General features: G+C 69.8%; 17 protein-coding genes. 5 read left to right on the top strand and 12 right to left on the bottom strand.

What is annotated here, in order from left to right; all coding sequences use genetic code 11:
• Nucleotides 1-9: 9 nt before the first annotated feature.
• The 7 genes from RE421_RS04025 to RE421_RS03995 form a co-directional block, all read right to left on the bottom strand.
• Complete coding sequence (locus tag RE421_RS04025; protein WP_309814694.1) at nt 10-861, bottom strand: SDR family NAD(P)-dependent oxidoreductase; 852 nt, start codon at nt 859-861, stop codon at nt 10-12.
• An 8-nt stretch (nt 862-869) separates the two neighbouring features.
• Nucleotides 870-1841 (bottom strand): sugar ABC transporter substrate-binding protein, encoded by a 972-nt coding sequence (locus RE421_RS04020; RefSeq protein ID WP_309814691.1) that lies wholly within the window; start codon nt 1839-1841, stop codon nt 870-872.
• Nucleotides 1842-1918: 77 nt separating this feature from the next.
• Nucleotides 1919-2911, bottom strand: coding sequence for an ABC transporter permease (locus RE421_RS04015; RefSeq protein WP_309814687.1), 993 nt, complete (start codon nt 2909-2911; stop codon nt 1919-1921).
• 1 nt (nt 2912) lies between these two features.
• Nucleotides 2913-4445 carry a sugar ABC transporter ATP-binding protein gene (locus RE421_RS04010; protein WP_309814684.1) on the bottom strand — a complete coding sequence of 511 codons (1533 nt, stop codon included), beginning with the start codon at nt 4443-4445 and terminating at the stop codon, nt 2913-2915.
• Complete coding sequence (locus RE421_RS04005; RefSeq protein ID WP_309814681.1) at nt 4442-5572, bottom strand: zinc-binding dehydrogenase; 1131 nt, start codon at nt 5570-5572, stop codon at nt 4442-4444. Before RE421_RS04005 ends, RE421_RS04010 begins: the two co-directional genes overlap by 4 nt.
• Entirely contained in the window at nt 5569-6570 is a 1002-nt protein-coding gene (locus RE421_RS04000; RefSeq protein ID WP_309814678.1) for a transketolase C-terminal domain-containing protein, read from the bottom strand. Before RE421_RS04000 ends, RE421_RS04005 begins: the two co-directional genes overlap by 4 nt.
• A 2-nt stretch (nt 6571-6572) precedes the next feature.
• Nucleotides 6573-7361 carry a transketolase gene (locus RE421_RS03995; RefSeq protein ID WP_309817070.1) on the bottom strand — a complete coding sequence of 263 codons (789 nt, stop codon included), beginning with the start codon at nt 7359-7361 and terminating at the stop codon, nt 6573-6575.
• A 464-nt stretch (nt 7362-7825) separates the two neighbouring features.
• Between RE421_RS03995 and RE421_RS03990 the strand changes: the two genes are divergently transcribed.
• A complete protein-coding gene (locus RE421_RS03990; RefSeq protein WP_309814675.1) occupies nt 7826-9316 on the top strand; it encodes an aldehyde dehydrogenase family protein in 1491 nt (496 codons plus the stop codon).
• Nucleotides 9317-9404: 88 nt separating this feature from the next.
• On the opposite strand, the gene RE421_RS03985 is transcribed toward RE421_RS03990, so the two are convergent.
• Both RE421_RS03985 and RE421_RS03980 read right to left on the bottom strand, forming a co-directional pair.
• Nucleotides 9405-10670: an FAD-dependent oxidoreductase gene (locus tag RE421_RS03985; protein ID WP_309814674.1), complete on the bottom strand. Its 1266-nt coding sequence runs from the start codon at nt 10668-10670 to the stop codon at nt 9405-9407.
• Nucleotides 10671-10673: 3 nt separating this feature from the next.
• Nucleotides 10674-11003 carry a 2Fe-2S iron-sulfur cluster-binding protein gene (locus RE421_RS03980; RefSeq protein ID WP_309814671.1) on the bottom strand — a complete coding sequence of 110 codons (330 nt, stop codon included), beginning with the start codon at nt 11001-11003 and terminating at the stop codon, nt 10674-10676.
• A gap of 136 nt (nt 11004-11139) precedes the next feature.
• Between RE421_RS03980 and RE421_RS03975 the strand changes: the two genes are divergently transcribed.
• A complete protein-coding gene (locus RE421_RS03975; RefSeq protein ID WP_309814670.1) occupies nt 11140-12075 on the top strand; it encodes a LysR substrate-binding domain-containing protein in 936 nt (311 codons plus the stop codon).
• 105 nt (nt 12076-12180) lie between these two features.
• Nucleotides 12181-13383, top strand: a complete 1203-nt coding sequence (locus RE421_RS03970; protein WP_309814666.1) for a cytochrome P450 — start codon at nt 12181-12183, stop codon at nt 13381-13383.
• A 27-nt stretch (nt 13384-13410) separates the two neighbouring features.
• Here RE421_RS03970 and RE421_RS03965 read toward each other — a convergent pair whose 3' ends face one another.
• On the bottom strand, nt 13411-15090 hold the full coding sequence (locus RE421_RS03965; protein ID WP_309814662.1) for a dihydroxyacetone kinase family protein: 1680 nt from the start codon (nt 15088-15090) through the stop codon (nt 13411-13413).
• A 40-nt stretch (nt 15091-15130) separates the two neighbouring features.
• Here RE421_RS03965 and RE421_RS03960 point away from each other — a divergent pair, with 40 nt between their 5' ends.
• Nucleotides 15131-15631: a MarR family transcriptional regulator gene (locus RE421_RS03960; protein WP_309814659.1), complete on the top strand. Its 501-nt coding sequence runs from the start codon at nt 15131-15133 to the stop codon at nt 15629-15631.
• A gap of 136 nt (nt 15632-15767) precedes the next feature.
• Nucleotides 15768-16811 (top strand): ABC transporter substrate-binding protein, encoded by a 1044-nt coding sequence (locus RE421_RS03955; protein WP_309814656.1) that lies wholly within the window; start codon nt 15768-15770, stop codon nt 16809-16811.
• 97 nt (nt 16812-16908) lie between these two features.
• Here the strand turns inward: RE421_RS03955 and RE421_RS03950 are convergent, their stop codons facing one another.
• Nucleotides 16909-18195 carry a cytochrome P450 gene (locus RE421_RS03950; protein WP_309814652.1) on the bottom strand — a complete coding sequence of 429 codons (1287 nt, stop codon included), beginning with the start codon at nt 18193-18195 and terminating at the stop codon, nt 16909-16911.
• Between the two features lie 14 nt (nt 18196-18209).
• Nucleotides 18210-19226, bottom strand: a complete 1017-nt coding sequence (locus tag RE421_RS03945; RefSeq protein ID WP_309814648.1) for an ABC transporter substrate-binding protein — start codon at nt 19224-19226, stop codon at nt 18210-18212.
• Between the last annotated feature and the right edge of the window lie 36 nt (nt 19227-19262).

The following is a 19262-nucleotide window of genomic DNA, read 5'->3' as shown; positions in this document are numbered from 1 at the left end:
GAGCGTGGTTCAGAACATGGTGTGCGAGAGCGCCAGCGCCCCGCCGTCCACGGCGAGCACGGCGCCGGTGACGAAGGAGTTGCCGGGCGCCACGAGGAACAGCATGGGCGCCTGGATCTCCGCCAGGGTGCCCATCCGGGCCAGCGGGATGGTCTCCTCCCACATCCGCTCGCCGGCCTCGTCCAGCACGGCGTCCCCGCCGATCCGGGTGCCCTTGAAAGGCCCCGGGGCGATCACGTTGACGCGGATCCCCCGGGGCGCCAGCTCGAGCGCCGCCTGGCGGGCCAGGTTGATGATGCCGGCCTTCGTGGCCCCGTAGGCATAGGACACCATCGGGTCCGTGCGCAGCCCGGCGGTGGAGGACGTGACGAGGATCCGGCCGTTCTCCGGCAGCACCCGGGCGGCGGCGCGCACCGTGGCGAAGGTGCCGTTGAGGTTGGTGTCCACCACGTGGTCCCACTCCTCGTCCGCGTACGCCCCGATCGCCCCCTGGTCGGTCCGGTAGCTGCCCCCGCCGGCAATGCCGGCATTGGCCACGACGACGGTGGGCCGGCCGACCTCGGCAACGATCCGTTCCAGCGCCTCGTCGAAGGCGCCGGGCTGGGAGAGGTCGGCGGCGTAGGCGTGGGCGGTGCCGCCAGCGGCGGTGATGCCGTCCCGGACCTCGTCCAGCCGGGCCCGGTCCCGGCCGAGCACCACCACGGTGGCGCCCGCGTCGGCGTAGATCTCGGCGGCGGCGCGGCCGATCCCGGAGGAGGCCCCCGTGACCACGGCGATCTCGCCCCGCAGGGAGAAGATCTCCAGCAGCCGCTCGGTTCCGGTGGTGGTGCGCGTGGTGGTCGCCGTGCCGGTGCTGGTCATCGGCGTCCTCACATCGTGGGCTCGTAGTCGGCCACGTTGGTCCGGTCGATCAGCTCGGCCTCGACCTCCACGAAGTCCTCCTCGGGCAGCGTGCCGTCCGCCCGGAACGCCTCGACGCTCTCCACGGTCATGTCCACGACCTTGGACCAGTCCTGCAGGACTGAGGCGTAGAACGGCCCCTCCTTCTCGATCTCCGCGGCGGCGGCGCCGAGGGCGTCCACACCGGTCACGAAGATGTCGTCCTGGCCGGACTCGTTGATGGCCTGCACGGCACCGAGGGCGGCGTGGTCCCAGCCGGTCCAGATCCCGTCCAGTCCGTCCGGATTGGCCTGCAGGAAGTCCGTGACGAACTTCAGGGTCTCCTCCTGGGACGTGCCCGGGTTCAGGACCTGCTTCATCTCGCCGCCGGCGAGGTTGGCCCCGGCAGCCTCCAGCTCGTCCACGGCGATGTTGCTGCGGGTCATGATGCCCACGTGCGGATCGTGCCCGATCACCATGACGTCCTTGCCCTCAAGGCCACCCATGGCCTCATCCAGGGCGCCGAGGCCGAGGTCGGCGATCTGCTGCTGGTCGAAGGTGATGTCCTGGACGAAGTCATCGTTGGGCTCCACGCCGCCGTCGATCGAGAAGATCGGGATCTGGGAGGACTCGGCGGCGTTGACCAGGGGAGCGATCTGGCGGGGATCCGGGAATCCGGCCACGATCACGTCGGCCCCCTGGGTGATGGCCGACTGGACGTCGGTGTTGATCTTGTCGTAGTCGAAGTCGGAGGTGTACAGGGTGACGTCCCATCCCTTCTCCTTGCCCTTCTCCACGAGTTCGTCCAGGGACTCCTTGCCGGCCGGGGTGCCGTACCCGGCGGTGAAGGCGGCGACCTTGAAGCTGTCTTCGCCACCGGCTCCGGCGTCACCGGAACACCCGGTGAGGGCCAGCATCCCGGCGACGGCCAGGCCTGCGGTGATCTTCAGTGATGTACGCATGGTCTTCTCCTGTGGAAGATGCCACCAGGCGGCGGCGGTGGGGTGGATGGGGATATCCGGGGTGAGGGGCCTGGGGCCTATCGGTGTTTGGACTTGAAGGACGAGAGCAGGACGGCCCCGACGATGATCACGCCGGTGAGCACCTGCTGGATGTAGGTGTTGACGCCCACGATGTTCAGCCCGTTCTGCAGGACGCCGATGATGCCCACTCCCACCAGGGTCCCGCCGAGGTTGGCCTGGCCGGAGTTGGCGATGGTCATGCCGAGGAATACGGCCGCCACGGCGAGCATCATGTAGTCGTTGGCGCTGGTGGCGCTGGCACTGGAGAGCCGGCTCACCAGCACGATGCCGCCCAGGCCCGAGGCCAGTCCGGCGAGGGCAAAGGCCCAGAACACGTTCCCGCGGACGTTGACGCCGGACAGCCGGGCCACCTCGGGGTTGCCGCCCACCGCGTACCAGCGGCGGCCCACCGTGGTGTACCGCAGCACCACCCAGACGATGAGTGCCACCACGGCGGCGAGGATCACGGGCATGGGGATCCCCAGCGGCCGGGACTGACCGATCCAGAAGAAGGACTCCGGCATGCCGTAGAGCGTGGTGCCGTCCGTGACGATGAAGGCCAGCCCCCCGACGGTGGTCATGGTCGCGAGGGTCGCCACGATGGCCGAGATGTTCAGGTAGGCCACGAGCAGTCCGTTGATCATGCCCACCGCCAATCCGGCGAGCAGTCCCAGGACGATCGCCACTGGCACCGGCAGGCCGTTGAGCATCAGGGCGGAGGCGGTCGCCCCGGACAGGGTGGCGGTGGTGCCCACGGACAGGTCGAAGTGCCCGGTCACCATCACCATGGTCTGGGCCGCGGCGATGATGGTCAGGATGGCCACCTGGGCCAGGACATTGGTCAGGTTGCCCAGGCTCAGGAAGGCTGAGGGGCTCATCACCCCGAAGATCAGGATGAGGGCCACCAGGGCGATGATGGTCCCGCCCTGCCAGACCATCTGGACCAGCGGGGTGCGCTGCTCGGGCACGGCCACCGCGGTCACGGTATCGGGGGGAGTCACGGTGGCCATCTCAGGCGTTCCTTCCGTAGCAATAGGACAGGAGCGTCTCCTCGTCGGCACCCTCGGCGGGCACCTCACCGGAGACGCGTCCCTCATGCATGATGAGGATCCGATCGGACAGGCCGATCAGTTCGGGGAGTTCGGAGCTGACGGCGATGATGGTGGTTCCCTGTGCCGCCAGCTGACGGATCAATCGGTAGATCTCGGCCTTGGTGCCCACGTCGATGCCGCGGGTCGGTTCATCGAGCAAGAGCACCTGGGGGTTCCGGGCCAGCATCTTGGCCAGGACGACCTTCTGCTGGTTGCCGCCGGAGAGCAGCCCCACCGCCTGGCGCGGGCTGCGGGCCTTGACGCGCAGGTTCTCCATGCCGCGGCGGGCCAGTTCGGTGACCCGGCGGGAGGACACCCAGCCGGCCGAACTGACCTTCTCCAGGTTGGCCTCGGCGATGTTGTCCTGGATCGAGGCGCCCACGGAGACGCCCTGCGAGCGCCGCTCCTCCGGCACCAGGGCGATGCCCCGGTCCAGGGCACGACCCACGCCCCCGGTTCCCGGCACGGCCCGGCCGTCCACGCTGATGGTCCCGGAGGTCCGCTTCTGGTCCCCGGCCAGCAGGCGCATCAGTTCGCTGCGGCCGGATCCGGCCAGGCCGCCGATGCCGAGGACCTCGCCGGCGTGGGCGGAGAGGCTCAGGCCCTGCACCTTGTTGCCGCACAGCCCCTCCACGGTGAGCACCACCCGTTCCGTGGCCGTGCCCCGCTCGGGGAACAGGTCCTCGGCGGGCCGGCCGACCATGGTGGAGATCACCTCGTCGATCGTCATCTCCGCCACGTCCTGGGTCACGATGGTCTGGCCGTTGCGCATGATGGTCACGCGGTCGCAGAGCTCGAAGACCTCCTCGAGGCGGTGGGAGACGTAGACGATCCCGACCCCGTCCGCCCGCAGTCCGCGCAGCACGGAGAACAGGTCCTTGATCTCGGTGTCCGTCAGCGCCGCCGTCGGCTCGTCCAGGATGAGCACGCGGGCGTCCGAGGCCAGCGCCCGGGCCACCGAGACCATGGTCTGCTGCACCGGCGAGAGCCGTCCGGCCAGCCGGCGCAGGGGGATGTGCCCCTGGTTGAGGCGATCCAGCTGGCGCCGCGCCTCGCGGCGCAGCTCGCTCCAGCGCACCAGCCCGGAGGAACTCGGGGTGCGCTCGCCGAGCAGGATGTTCTCGGCCACGCTGACCGTGGGGATGATCGAGGTCTCCTGGTACAGCGCCACCACACCGGCGTGGTGGGCGTCCCGCACCCCGGAGAACTGGACCTCCTCGCCCGCGGACTCGATCGAGCCGGCGTCGGGCTGGTGCACGCCGGTGAGGACCTTGATCAGCGTGGACTTGCCGGCCCCGTTCTCGCCCAGCAGGGCGTGGATCTCCCCGGGCCGGACCTCGAGGCGGGCCTCGGTCAGGGCGGCCACCCCGTCGAAGTGTTTGGAGATCCCGGTGGCCCGCAGCGCCAGGCGCTCGGTCTGCGCGGCACGGGGCTCCGCCGTGGCGGTGCTCATGCCTGGCCCGGGCCGATCTCCGGGTCCTCGGGCAGCCGGTTGCAGCGGATGACGACCTTGGGATGGGCCCCGCCCAGGTGGGTCTCGAAGGCCTCGGCGGCGTCCTCCAGGTCGTAGACGGACTGCAGGAAGGGCTCCAGGTCCAGCTCCTCCAGCAGGCGCACGGCCCGCGGGAACGTGTACGGGGAGACGAAGACGCCCGTCAGTGTCAGCTCCTTGCGGTAGAGGTAGTCAGAGAGGTTCAGGGGCAGCACGTACTCCTCCGGGTACATGGCCCCGTAGACCACGGTGCCGCCGGGGGCGGCCAGGTCCAGCAGGCCCGCCACGGCGTGCCGGGAGCCGGAGGCATCGATCACGACGTCGAAGCCCGCCCCCGCGGTGATCTCCCGGCTGCGCTCGGGGAGGGATTCGCCGTTCGGGTTGATGACGTGGCGGGCGCCGAAGCGCCGGGCCAGCTCGCGCCGCTCGGCGATCGGTTCGATCAGGGTGAGCGCGGTGGCCCCGTAGCGCTGCATGAGCTGCAGGGTCAGCTGGCCGATGGGCCCGCCGCCGCAGACCGCCACCCGGTCCCCCGGGCGGATGCGGGTCTTGTCCGCGATCCGCACGGCCACGGAGGTCGGCTCGAGCAGGCAGCCGGTGAGCAGCGAGACGGAATCCGGGAGCCGGTACACCTGGGACTCGTGCCAGACCACCGAGCGGGCCATGCCCGGGCGGTTGTACTCGTGCAGGTTCGTGCAGAACTGCTGGCGCCCGTCCTGGCAGGGCTGGCAGGCGCCACAGAACCGGACGAAGTTGCCCGAGACCCGGTCCCCGACCCTCAGGTCGGTGCGGCGGACGCCGGAGCCGAGCTCGGCCACCACCCCGGAGATCTCATGGCCCAGCCCGATCGGCACCTCGGTGCCGAAGAAGCCCTCGGCCAGGTGCGGGTCGGAGCCGCAGATGGCGGCGTAGGCCACGGTGATGCGCACGTCCTCGGGCCCCACCTCGTCCGCGGGGAAGGTGACCACACCGATCGAGCCGCGCTGGCCGGCGTCGTGCGCCGTCAGGCTGCCGATCCTCGTGACCGCGACGGTCTCCACCTGCTGCACGCCGGTGGCCGGGGCCGTCGCCGGCGCCGTGGCCGTCATGCCGTCACCGCCTGGACCGTCTCCAGGGCAGCGTCCACGGTGGCCTGCAGGCCGTAGCCGTGCTTGTCCCGCAGCTCGGTGTCCTCGCCGAAGCCGGCGAAGACCTGCGGGATGCCGAGGCGGCGGAAGCCCTCGAGGCGGAGGCCGCGGTCCGCGATGACATCGGAGATCTGGGAGGCCAGGCCGCCGTAGGCCAGGTGGTCCTCCACCACCACGAAGCGGCCGGTCTCCTCGGCGCAGCGCTGGATGAGCTCCGCGTCGATCGGCTTGAGGGTGAACATGTCCACCACGCGGGCCTCGATCCCGTGTTCGGCGGCCAGGACCTCCGCGGCCTCGAGGGCCTGGGAGACGGTCTCTCCGTGGGCGAAGAGGGTCAGGTCCGTGCCCTCGCGGGCGGTGATGCCCTTGCCGATATCGATCTGCACGGAGCCGGGCTCGTAGACCACCTTGTCCTTCTTGCCCACGGCGAGCCGGATGTAGAGCGGGCCGGTCATGGACATGGACTGGCGCAGCACCTCCCCCACCATGAGCGGGTCGCCGATGGAGGTGACGGTCATGTTGACCAGGGACGTCATCAGGCCCAGGTCCTCCACGGCGTAGTGGGTGGAGCCGCCGTTGCCGACCAGCCCGCCGTGGGTGCCCACGATCTTCACGGGCAGGTTGGGATAGCAGATGTCCGAGCGGACCTGCTCGAGGGCGCGCATGCTCAGGAACGGGAGCATGCCGGAGACCACGGGGATGTTGCCCTCGTAGGCCAATCCCGCGGCGATGCCCACGCACGCCTGCTCCGAGAGCCCGACGTCCACGAAGCGGTCCGGGAAGGTGTCCCGGAACTCCACGAGGGTGGCCCCGATGTCCGGGGTGAGCACCCAGAGGTTGTCATGGTCCTCGCCGAGCTCCTTGAGAGTCTGGCCGATCACCGTGCGGGAGGACAGCATCTCCCCGAAGGTGAAGGAGGTGATCTGGTCGCTTGCTGCGGTGCGTGCTGCGGTGGTCATGGTCACGCCGCCTTTCGTCCGTCGGCCAGCGAGGCCAGGGCCCGCTGCAGGTCCGTGTCATTGAGGGAGCCGGCGTGCCAGGCGAGGTTGCGCTCCATGAAGTCCACGCCCTTGCCCTTGACGGTGTCGCAGATGACCACCGTGGGGGTGTCCGAGTCCGGGGCGGGCAGGGAGTCGAAGGCGGCCACGAGGGCGCCGAGGTCATGGCCGTCCACCTCGATCACGTTCCAGCCGAAGGCCCGCCACTTGTCCGGATACGGCTCGAGCTTCACGCGTTCCTCTGCGAAGCTCGTCATCAGCTGTCGGTTGCGGTCGATGAAGGCCACGAGGTTTCCGAGCTGGTTGCTGTGGGCGGCCAGGGCGGCCTCCCAGACCGAGCCCTCGCCGGTCTCGCCGTCCCCCATCAGGGTGAACACGCGGTGCTCCATGCCGTTGCGCCGGGCGTGCAGGGCCATGCCGGTGGCCAGGGGCAGGCCGTGGCCGAGGGAGCCGGTGGAGACCTCCACGCCGGGCAGCTGCACCTTACACGGGTGCATGCCGTACGGGGAGTCCAGCTGGCCGTAGGTGTCCACGATCTCGCGGTAGTCGAAGAAGCCGCGGAGGGACATGGCGATGTACATGCAGACGGCGGCGTGGCCCTTGCTCAGCACGAAGCGGTCCCGCTCCGGGTTGCGCAGGTCCTGTGGGTCCACGTGCATGCCGTACTGGAACAACAAGGTCAGAATGTCGGCGCAGGAAAGGTCTCCCCCGATGTGGACAGAACCCTGATATTCGCCGCAGAGAAGGAGCAATTTCTCCCGCAGCTCATAGGAAAGGTCTTCCAGCTCGGAGACGCTGGTCTCCGGCCGGTCAATCGTTGACGTCAAGGGATACCCCCGGGGAAGTAGCGGTTCCCAGTCACTTCGCTGGGATGTGATCTATGTCTCCCCGAGACAGTAGACCCCACTGGCACCCCACGTAAAGGGTTATTTCTCTCAATCTTGCGCTAACTGGACGAAGAGCGATCTGACATGGGCTTTCAGCGGCAAAATTTCCCGCAAGCCCGGACGTCGCGGCGATTCGCGGCGCGGCCGCCCCCGCATCCTTGACGGGCACCCACCCGCTTTGGTTCACTATCATCAGAGTGATGTGAATCACGCCATCCGGCGTCCGATCACGGGCCCTCCGGCCCCACCGCGGAAAATCCCTCATCCCCCCGAATGTGTTGGATTTCCACGTCTCCTCAGCCGCATTCACCATCCCCGAAAGAGGCATCATGACTGACACCAGCACCGTCATCCAGGCTGGGGGCACTGCGCCGCAGGGCCTGCCCAACACCCCCCTGTACTACGGGGGCCAGGAGCACCGCACTGACCAGACCCTGACCATCACGAACCCGGCCAAGCCCTCCGAGGTCGTCGGCCAGGCCGCGGCCGCCACCCGGGACCAGGCCCTGGCCGCCGTGGCCGCCGCCAAGGACGCCTTCCCGGCGTGGGCCGCGCTGTCCCCCACTGAGCGCGGCGCCCGCCTGACCGAGGCCGCCGGCACCATCATGGAGAACTCCGAGCAGGAGGCAGCCATCCTGTCCTCGGAGAACGGCAAGGTCGTCGGGGAGTCCACCTTCGACCTGATGGGGCTGGCCCAGCGCACCGAACTGGCCGTGGGGCTGGCCGGTGAGGTGGACGCCGTCGAGACCCTCCCCGGGCCGCCCACCGAGGTGCGCATCTCGCACCAGCCAATGGGCGTGGTGACGATCATCGTGCCGTTCAACTGGCCCATCGCCATCCTCGGCGCCTCCCTGCCCTACGCCCTGATGGCCGGGAACACCGTAGTGGTCAAGCCACCGCCCTCCTGCCCGCTGGCCACCACCCGCGCCGTCCAGCGCTTCGCGGAGAAGCTGCCCGCCGGCGTGCTCAACGTGGTCACGGGCGAGGACGCCGAGATCGGCGAGGCCCTCGTCTCCAACGAAGACGTGGCCAAGGTCTGCTTCACCGGCTCCGTGGGCGGCGGCAAGCGCATCATGTCCATGGCAGCCCAGTCGCTGACCAACGTCACCCTCGAGCTCGGCGGCAATGACGGCGTGCTCATCCTCGAGGACGCCGAGTTCACCGAGCAGGGGATGGACCTGCTGTTCATGGGCATCTTCGGCTCCACCGGCCAGGTCTGCATGAACGCCAAGCGGATCTACGTGCACTCCTCCAAGAGGGACGAGCTGGTGGCGGAGCTGACCCGGCGACTGGAGGGCACCACGCTCGGCCCGGCCACGGACCCAGCCACCACCATGGGGCCCTTCCACCAGAAGGCCCAGCTCGAGTACGTGCAGGCCCTGGTCCAGGAGGCCAAGGACTCCGGCGCCGAGGTCCGCGAGTTCGGCGAACTGCCCGGCGGTGAATGGGCCGAGGGGAACTTCATGCGCCCCTCACTGGTGCTGGACCCGGACCCGTCCCTGCGCGTGGTCACCGAGGAGCAGTTCGGGCCGACCATCCCGATCATCACCTTCGATGACGTGGAGGAGGGCATCCGCCTGGTCAACGACACCCAGTACGGGCTGTGCAACTCCGTGTGGACCGCGGACGAGCAGACCGCCATCGAGATCGGCTCCCGGCTGCAGGCCGGCTACGTCTTCCACAACACCCACGGCCCGGCCCTGCTGGACCAGCGCGCCCCCTTCGGCGGCATCAAGCAGTCCGGCATCGGCCGCGAAATGGGCACCATCGGCCTGCGTGAGTTCCAGGAGCCCCACGCCCTGGGCCTGCTGAAGGCCTGACCCTCCGGGCACGACGTGACGTGACCCCGTCCCAAGGGACGGGGTCACGTCACTTTGTGCCCAGTGGCATGCGATCAGAGACCAGCGGTCAGGCCGGGACCACCTGGCCCTGGCGCTCCTTGAACGCGGCCCGCAGGGAGAAGCCCTCGGTGAGTGCCTCCTCACGGGAGATCTCGATCCCGGCGGCGAGGATCTTCCGGGCGGCGAGGTGGTCGCCCGGCTGGTTCACGGATTCCACGGCCGCCAGGACACCATCCCGGAAGCAGAACACGGAGAACTTCGGGTTCGCCGGGTCCGGATCCCCGACCACCACGGTCTCGTCCTCGGCTCGCACGATGTTGGCCATCTGCAGCCGGAACGGGCCCTGGGTGGACCAGAACCACGGCAGCTCCCGGTACGGCTCCTCCGCCCCGAGGATCACCTTCGCCACGTGCCGGGCATGGTCGGTGGCGTTCTGCACGGACTCCAGGCGGAACGGACCGCCGGCATGCTCGCACGGGAAGTTCGCGCAGTCCCCGATCGCGTAAACGTCCGGGTCCGCGGTGCGCAGGTTCGCGTCCACCACGATCCCGTTGGCCGTCGGCAGTCCGGCCTCGGCGGCCAGCCGGTCGTTGGGCTGGACCCCGACGCCGGCCACCACCAGGTCTGCCGGGTACCGGTCCCCGGTGGTCGAGACGGCGAAGCCGACCCGGCCGTCGTCGCCGGCCTCGAAGGCCGCAATACCCTCGTTGAGCCGCAGGTCCAGACCCAGCTGCCGGTGCGCGTCGGCGAACCAGTCCCCCAGCAGGGGGGTCAGCGCCCGGCCCATGGGGCGGGGGGCGAACTCGAGGACGGTGACGTGGCAGCCGCGGGCGAGGGCCGCCGTCGCGAATTCCAGGCCGATGAACCCGGCCCCGACCACCACCACGTTCCGCGCCGAGTCCAGGGCGGCGCCGAGCTGTTCGGCATCGGACAGGGTGCGCAGGCCGTGGATGCCGGGCAGGTCGATGCCCGGGGTGGGCAGCTCGCGGTTGCGGGCCCCGGTGGCGAAGATCAGGCAGGTGTAGGGCAGCACCGTGCCGTCCGCGAGGGTGACGGTCCGAGCCTGCCGGTCCACGCCGGTGGCGGCGGTACCGGCACGCAGATCGATGTCCTGCTCCGCGCAGAAGGCCGGCCCACGCAACGGCAGGGGCCCGGCGGAAGCGCTGTCCTTGAGGTAGTCCTTGGACAGCGGCGGGCGCTGGTAGGGCTGGCCGGGCTCCTCGGCCACGATGGTCACGGGGCCGGCGTAGCCGCCCTCGCGCAGGGATGCGGCGGCCTGCAGCCCGGCCTGGCCGCCGCCGATGATCACGGTTCCTGGCAGTTGGGTGGCCATGGCTCAGACCTGCTCTTCCGGGACGTCGACCTCGATGACCTCCAGGCCCTCTGAGCCGACCTCGATCTGGCAGCCCAGCCGGCTGCGCTCCGGATCGCGCTCGGAGGCGGTGACCTCGAGCATCTCCTCCTCGTCCTCACCGATCTCCGGCAGCGCGCCCAGGTAGTCCTCGCGGACGTAGACGTGGCACGTGGCGCACATGGCCTGGCCGCCACATTCGCCCACGATGCCCGGGACGCTGTTCTTCACGGCGGCCTGCATGATCCGCTCAGGCTTCTCCAGCTCCAGGACCTGGCTCGCGCCGTCGGGCTGATGGAAGGTGATGGTCGGCATGGTGGGCTCCTGGGTAGGTCGGACCGGCGGAGGCCGGTTGCTAGGGGTGGCGTGACCTCCAGAATGTGCTGGACACCACATCGGCGCAACGTGGAAGATTAGGGGTAGATCATCACTTTTACCGATAAGGAGTCCGGTGGCCCTGCCCTTCACCCTGCGCCAGCTGGAGATCTTCGATGCCGTGATCCGCACCGGGTCCCTCTCCGCCGCCGCGCGTGACCTGCACACGGCCCAGTCCTCGGTGTCCTCGGCCGTCGACGAGCTCGAGAAGCAGGTCGGCCAGCGGCTCCTCGTCCGCCGCAAGGCCCAGGGCGCCTGGCCCACCGCAGCCGGTCGCCAGCTGCACCGCGAGGCGGGGATCGTCCTCCACACCGCTCAGGAGGCCGGTCGGATCCTGCAGGAACGGGACGGGCAGCTGCGCGGGCCGTTGACGATCGGCGTTTACCAGACCTTGGCCCCCTATGTCCTACCCCTGCTCCTGGGGGACTTCGCCGCGCAGCACCCCCTGGTGGAACTGTCCTTCGTCGAGGTCCAGCATGCCGAGTTGATGGCCGGCCTGACCTCCGGTGCCATCGATGTGGGGTTCACCTATCTCCACGAGGTTCCGCCCGAAGTGGACCATCAGCCCATCCTCGAGCGGCCGCCCTACGTCCTGATGCCGGCCGACCACCCGCTGGCGGACCGGCCCTCCGTGACGCTGGGAGACCTGACCGCGGAGAAGATCATCCTGCTCGGCGATGCCCCCAGCAAGGCCAACACGCTCCGGGACCTGGACACCACGGAGGACGACGAGCGCATCGCCTGGGTCACGTCCTCTCTCCCGCTGACCCGCGCCCTCGTGGGCAAGGGGTTGGGGGTGGCCATCCTGGTCCAGCCGGACGCCTCGCCATGGACCGTGGACGGCCTCCCGGTGGTCGAGGTCCCCCTGCACGTCGAGGACGGCAACGTCTTCGTCCACATCGCCTGGCTCAAACCCCAGGCCCGACGCCGGCCCCCGCGCCGCATCACCGAGATGGTCGCCTTCGCCGAGGCGAACTTCGCCCCCCCCCCCCCATATCGCCCGGATCGATGAGGGGCGGCGCCTGCGCAAGGCCGCGGACATTGCCTGAGGAAGTGACTCATGGCACACTGAGTTGCAATTGCAACGAGCGGCCCCGGTGCCGGTGAAGGAGAGACCATGACCACCGTGACCGGCCGCGCGCCCACCCTCGATGTGGATCCCTTCTCCGTCCCCTCGCTGCAGGACCCGCACCCTGTGGAGGACGCGATCCGCGAGGCCGGGCCGATCGTCTGGCTCGAATCCCACGGCGTCTGGGCCACCGGTCGGGCGGACCTGGTCGAGCAGATCTTCCTGGGCCAGGAGACCTTCATCTCCTCGCACGGCACCGGCCTGACGAACACCGCGCTGGAGGCGAACTGGCGCAAACCGAGCGTGATCCTTGAACAGGATCAGCCGCAGCACACGGCCACGCGCAAGCTGATGAACTCCGTGCTGTCCCTCAAGGTCGTCAAGCAGCTCAAGGAGGACTTCCAGGCCGAGGCCTTCGCCGTGGTGGACGAGGTCTGTGCCCGCCGAGAGTTCGATGCCGTCACGGACCTCGCCGAGGCCTATCCCCTGCGGGTCCTGCCGGATGCCGTCGGCCTGGCCCCCGAGGGGCGCCAGTACCTGCTGAAGTATGCCAACCTGAACTTCCAGGCCATGGGCCCCCGGGACGATGCGCTCTACGAAGAGGCGGTGGTCCAGGCGGCCGAGGCCACGGAGTACGTGGAATGGCAGATGCGCCGCGAGAACCTGGACCAGTCCAAGTTGGCCGGGAGATTCTTCACCGCTGCGGACGAGGGCGCCATCACGGAGGAGACGGCCGGCCTGCTGGTGCGGACCTTCCTGTCAGCCGGGCTGGACACGACCATGCTCGGGATCGGCAACGCCCTGCTGGCCCTGTCACGCACCCCCGAGGCCTGGTCCGCCCTCCGCGAGGATCCGTCCCTGGCTCGCAGGGTCTTCGAGGAGACCCTGCGCTGCCACGCCCCGAGTCCCTATATCGGGCGGACCGTGGGGACGCGCACGGAGTTCGGCGGCGTGGTGCTGGAACCAGAGCAGAAGATCATCAACTGCCTCTCGGCCGCCAACCGGGACCCGCGCCGCTGGACCGATCCGGAGAACTTTGACATCACCCGGGACGTCCGGGGCCACGCGGCCTTCGGCTACGGCATCCATGCCTGCGTGGGGCAGATGATGGCCCGCATGGAGGCCGAGTGCCTGCTGACGGCCTTCGCCACCCGCGTGGACTCGCTCGAGGTCACCGCCGAACCCGTGCGCAAGCTCAACCACTGGCTGCGCGGCTACACCGCGATGCCGATGCGGGTGACACTGAAGTAGCGCCCCGGGCGCGGGTCCTGCGCCGCGTCAGTCGGAGACCGCTTGGGCCGCCGCCTCCAACCAGAGGTAGACGGCCCAGGCGCCCGGGTCCACGTATCCCTTGACGCGGTCCCCCGCGTAGCTGGAGCGGCCCCGACGAGGGGCCATGTCCGCGGTGCCTTCGGCGCCGGCCCGCGCCGCGGCGGCGGCGGCGCGCAGGGCCACGGGCAGCGGTTCGGATCCGGCACCCGCGAAGGCCTCAGCCGCCGGGGCGAGGGCGTCGAGCATGGTGCGGTCTCCGGGGCGGGCCCCGCCCAGATCCTGGATCCCCTGCTGGCCCGCGGTCAGCGCCTTCGCCCAGTCAGCGGATCCCGGGCTCTCGACGCCGGCCAGGGCCTCGGAGGCCTTCAGCAGGAAGACCGCGTACAGCGGTCCCGAGGTGCCGCCGATGCTCTTGCGGGCCAGCGCGGAGACCCGCCGCAGCAGCAGGTCCGAACGGCGCGGCAGGCCGGCACGCTCCTGGAGCACCGCGCGGGCACCGCGGTCCAGGCTGTGACCGAGGTCGCCGTCGCCCACCTGTTGGTCCATGGCCGTCAGCTCTGGTTCCGCTTCCTGCAACGCCTGCAGGACGCCCTCCAGCACCGTCAGCCCGGCGCCGGCGAGCGTCGGGCCATCCAGGGCGAGTGCCTCGGCCGGCGGTCCCGCCAGGAACGGCTTGGCGTTAACCTTGCCGGACAGGGCTGGCCACGCCGACGTCTGGGCCGGGGCGTCCAGGAGCTTCAGCAGATCGTCGTCCACGGCAAGGAGGGACAGGGACACCCCTTCCATCTCCATGGCCGTCAGGAAGGCACCGGACCAGGCCCGGACCACGTCGAGGCCACGCGCCTGCAACCACCTCAGGGCGGCGTCGGCCACCACGGAGATCTCCATCGCCGAGCTGCCACCCAGGTTGTTGACCAGCAGGGCGACCCGGCCAGCCTCGGGAATCCGTCCCACGGCCAGACAGGCGGACAGCAGCCGGTCCACGGTCTCGGTCGCGGAGGCCAGGGCGGAGCGCTCCACTCCCTGCTCACCATGGATCCCCAGGCCCCACTCGACCTCGTCCTCACCGAGCTCGAAGCTCGGGCTTCCGGCGGCCGGCACGGTGCACGAGCCCAGGGCCACGCCCATGGTGGCGAGGGAATCCGCCGCGGACTGGGCGGCCCGGGCCGCGGCGTCCAGGTCCTGGCCGGCGGCAGCCGCGGCGCCGGCGACCTTGTGGACCAGCACCGTGCCGGCGATACCGCGATGCCCCGCATGGTCGTCGGACCCGGCGAGGGCGACATCATCCGCCACCACGACCATCCGGACGTCGATGCCGTCCGCGCGGGCCAGCTCCGCGGCCAGTCCGAAGTTCAGCCGGTCGCCCGTGTAGCTCTTCACGATCAACAGCACCCCCGCCCCGGAGTCCACCGCACGGATGCCGGTCAGGATGTCGTCCACCGAGGGGGAGGTGAAGACCTCCCCCGAGACCGCACCGGTCAGCATGCCGGATCCCACGAATCCCGCATGCGCGGGCTCGTGTCCGGCACCGCCACCGGAGAGGACAGCCACCCGGCCGCGCTCGGAGGCGTGGGCCTCCACCACCGTTCGGGAGCCCTCCAGCAGCCGCAGGCGCGGATCCATCCGCACCAGTCCGGTCAGGGATTCGACCACGATGTCGTGCGGGTTGTTCATGAGCTTCTTCATGCTGTCCTTCGTCTCTGGAATGGTCACTACTGATGGTTTGATGGGCCACATGACGTCCGCCGCCGAACCGATCCGCACCCGACTCAAGCACACGATCGACCGGGAGACCTTCCCCCCGGCCTACCTGTCCCTCGTGGACAACGCCCACGTGTGGGGCGGGTCGCGCCTCTACAACGAGCGGTTCGGGGTCACGTCGCCGGACTTCGCCATCCTGTCCACCCTGTCCAACCGCCCCGGGTGCCAGGCCGTGGACATCTCGGAGCAGGTGGCCCTGGACAAGTCCGTGGTCAGCCGACGACTCCAGCGGCTGCGGGAGAAGGGACTCATCTGTTGGGAGCAGGACGGATCCCGCCGTCGGTTGTTCCTGACTCCCCAGGGCGCCGAGGTCCACGATGCGGTCCTGCCGGCGGCCCTGGAGCGGGCTGAGCTGATGGTGCACGGCTTCTCGGATGAGGAACGGTCCCTGCTGCAGTCCTTCCTCCGGCGGATGTACGAGAACATTCCTCTGATGAACAACCCGCCTTCGCTCGAGCATCACTGAACCACCACGTCACAGATTTCTTAGTACTTGTCGAATCGTATGTGACGTGCAACACTCGTTGCAATTGCAACTCGGAAAGTGACTCGCACGGTCACGGTCCGCCGGACCCGCTCCGGATCACCCAAGGCAGGAACCCATGAACAGACTTCGCGCAACCCTCGCCACCGCGGCCGCCGCCATGCTGTTGCTGACCGGCTGCGGTTCCGGCACCACGTCCGGCGCCGCCTCCTCGGAGGGCGCGCCGAGCGGCAGCGGCTCGGCCACCACGTCCTCCGACTCCTCCGGCACCGCGGCCGACGGCGACCTGCAGACCGTTCGGGTGGCCGCCGTCCCCGTGGTGGACGTGGCGGCCATCTACCTCGGCGAGGAGAAGGGCTTCTTCGCTGAGAAGGGCATGACGATCGACATCCAGTTCACCACCGGCAGCTCGATCTCCATCCCCGCCCTGCTGCAGGACCAGTACGACGTGGTCTACACCGGCAGCGTCAACGCCTTCCAGGCCCGCGAGAAGGGGCTGCCAGTGATCGCCGTGGCCGAGGGCGGGCGAACGACGGGCGAGCCCGGCGCCGACCACGGGGGCATCGTGGTGCCGGCGGATTCGGACATCCAGGATGCCGGGGACCTCGAGGGCAGGTCCGTGGCGGTCAATGCGGTCAAGGGACTCCACGAGGCGGCCATCCGCCAATCGGTGAAGAAGGCCGGAGGCAACCCCGACGAGGTGAACTTCCTCGAGCTGGCCCTGCCGGACATGCAGCCGGCCCTGGAGCGTGGCTCCGTGGATGCCATCTCCACCTCGGAACCGTTCCTCGGCAATGCCCGGGAAGCCGGTCATCGCCTGATCGCGGATCCCTACATCGACGTGGACCCGGACTTCGTCACGGCCGTCTACCTGACCTCGGAGCAGAAGTGGGCCCAGGACCCGCAGTTCGTCAAGGACTTCGTGGAGGTCGTCAAGAAGTCCCAGGAGTACGCCACCGAGCACCCGGACGAGTTCCGGACCGAGCTGTCCAACTTCACGGAGATCGATCCCGAGACGGCGGAGACGATGATCCTGACGAAGTTCGGGTGGGGCTTCCCCGAGCAGGCCATGCAGCGCGGTGCGCAGGCCTCCGAGGAGGCCGGCATCATCGAGGACGCCGAGGCCGGCCTCGACGGACTCGTGGTGGACGTCCAGGAGTAGACCGGGACCACCACCGGCGCCCACGCGACGGGCCGCCCGGCCGGATCCTGCCGATCCGACCGGACGGCCCGCCGTCGTTCCTGGCGTGCGTCCGCACCTACGCCGCGGTGAGCCGCAGCGGAAGCCGCTCCCAGCCGCGCAGGGTGTTGTTCAGCTGCAGCTCCGGCTCGCCGATGACCTGGATCATGGAGACCTTCCGGGCCAGCGCGCCGAGCAGGCACTCGCCCTCGAGCCGGGCCATGATCTGGCCGACGCAGGAGTGGATGCCGAAGCCGAAGCCCACGTGGCCGGAGGCCTGGCGGGTGATGTCGAAGGTGTCCGGGTTCTCCCAGTGGCGGGGGTCCCGGTTGGCGGCGGCCAGGAACATCAGTACCTTGGAGCCCTCCGGCAGAAACACCCCGGAGACCTCGGTGTCCTCGTTGACCGTGCGGAAGAAGGTCTGGACGGGAGCCACGTGGCGCACGGTCTCGTCGAAGGCCGCCCGAGCCCTGGAGGGGTCCTCGCGCAACGCGGCCCACTGCTCGGGGTGTTCGGCCAGCTCCCGCAGGGCGGCGCCGATCCCGTGCACGGTGGTGTCCACCCCGGCCGTGAGGAAGGACCGCAGCAGCCGCGCCGCCTCGTCCTCGTCCAGGCCGGCCTCCGCGGCCTTCTCGTGCAGGGTGGCGCCGAAGCCTCCCGGCTTCGGCGTCCCGACCACGCATTGCTCGGCGATCCACGGGGTCGCCCGGCCGCCGTCCACCATGGCCTGTTCGTAGCGGCGGTTCTGCGGGCCGAAGGCGTTGAACGCCATGTTCCCGTAGGGCAGCAGGTTCTCGCGCCCGTCCTCGGAGAGCCCGATGAAGTCGGGGAAGACGGACAGCGGGTAGGCGGCGGCGAGGTCGGCCACGCCGTCGATCTCCACGGTGTCCGTCTCCGCGAACAGAGCGTCCACCATCCGGTTCGCCGTCTGCTGGAACTCGTCCCGGATCTGGCGCATGGTCTTGGGGTTGAACACCGAGGTGGCCACCTTGCGTGCCCGGGTGTGCTGGGGCGGGTCCGCCTCCAGCAGCAACGAGGGCGGCCGCCACGGCTTGTTCTTCTGGTAGTCCGACAGCCCCACGCCTCGCCCGGAGACGAAGACCTCGTGGTGCTGCAGCACGTGCACGACCTCGTCATAGCGGGCCACCGCGTAGACGCCGTACTGCGGGATCCAGGCCACTGGTCCAGCCTCCCGCAGCGCCTCGTGCATGGGGTAGGGGTCGGTCAGGGTGGCGTCGGAGAACGGGTCGTGGTCCACCACCGCCACTCCGGCGGGCGGGGCCGGGACGTCAGCCGGCGGTGTGGGGCGCTCGCCGTGCGGGTTCCCGGTGGCAGGGGCAGTGCGGGTGACGGTCGCGTCAGTCATGATTGCTTCTCCCATCAGTCGGAGTAGGTGGCGCCCTGGACGTCCAGGGCCTCGTCGATCAGGTCATACTCGAGCATCAGGTCCGCGCCCTCCTGGACCTTGGCCACGTCCACCTCGGCGGCGAAGACGGGCAGGTCGATCTCCTGCACCACCTCCGCGGTCACGGTGGTGAACTCGGGCACCAGGGTGGCGAAGGCCTCGCGGTTGCCGTCCAGGTCCTCGATGGACCGGGCCAGGGAGTCGCGCAGCCCGGAGATGACCTCGGGGTTCGCCTCGGCGTAGTCCCGGGTGGTGATCCATCCGGCCACCGGCATGTCCGCCGCCGGCCCGTCGAAGAGGTTGCCGATCTTCACGAGACCGGATTGCTCGGCGACGACCTGGAAGGGCTCGACCTGCCAGATGGCGTCGACGTTGCCGTTCTGCACGGCGGGTGCCATGTCCGGGTAGGGCATCTCCAGCACCTCCACGTCCTGCGGGGAGAGGCCGGCCTCCTCCAGCTGGGCGTAGAGGGCCACGGTGCCGATGTTCTGCAGGTTGTTCACCGCGAAGCTCTTGCCCTTCAGGTCCGCGATCCCCTCGATGCCGGAGTCGGGGTCCACGTAGATCCCGTGGTCGTCGGTGCCGACGTCGTTGCCCGCGATCAGCACGATCGGCAGTCCCTGCTGGGCGGCCAGCAGGGCCGAGGTGTAGTTGGCATAGGTGACGTCCACGTTCCCGGAGGCCAGCGCCGGGATGGCGGCCGCGCCGCCCTGGGTCTGGACCAGCTCCGCGTCGATCCCCGCCTCCTCCAGGTAGCCCGCCTCCTCGGCGTTGACGATGGTGGAGGTGTGCACCAGGGGGAAGTAGCCGATGCTGACGTCCTGCAGCTCCCCGGAGGCGGCTTGCGCCGTGGAGTCCGCCGCCTCGGCCGAGGCGCCGGCGCCGCTGGGCGAGCCGGAGCCGCAGGACGTCAGGGCCAGGGCGGCGATCGAGAGCAGGCCAGCCGAGACCAGGGTGCGGGGCCGGCGGTCGGGGGTCGGGCGAGAGGTCATCGGGTGCTCCTAGGTGTCGAGGGGGACAGGAACGAC

The sequence above is a fragment of the Citricoccus sp. I39-566 genome (assembly GCF_031432995.1).
GTDB classification, from domain to species: Bacteria; Actinomycetota; Actinomycetes; order Actinomycetales; family Micrococcaceae; genus Citricoccus; species Citricoccus nitrophenolicus_A.
Note: the sequence above shows the minus strand (reverse complement) of the source record. Positions and strands in the feature narration are given on the sequence as shown.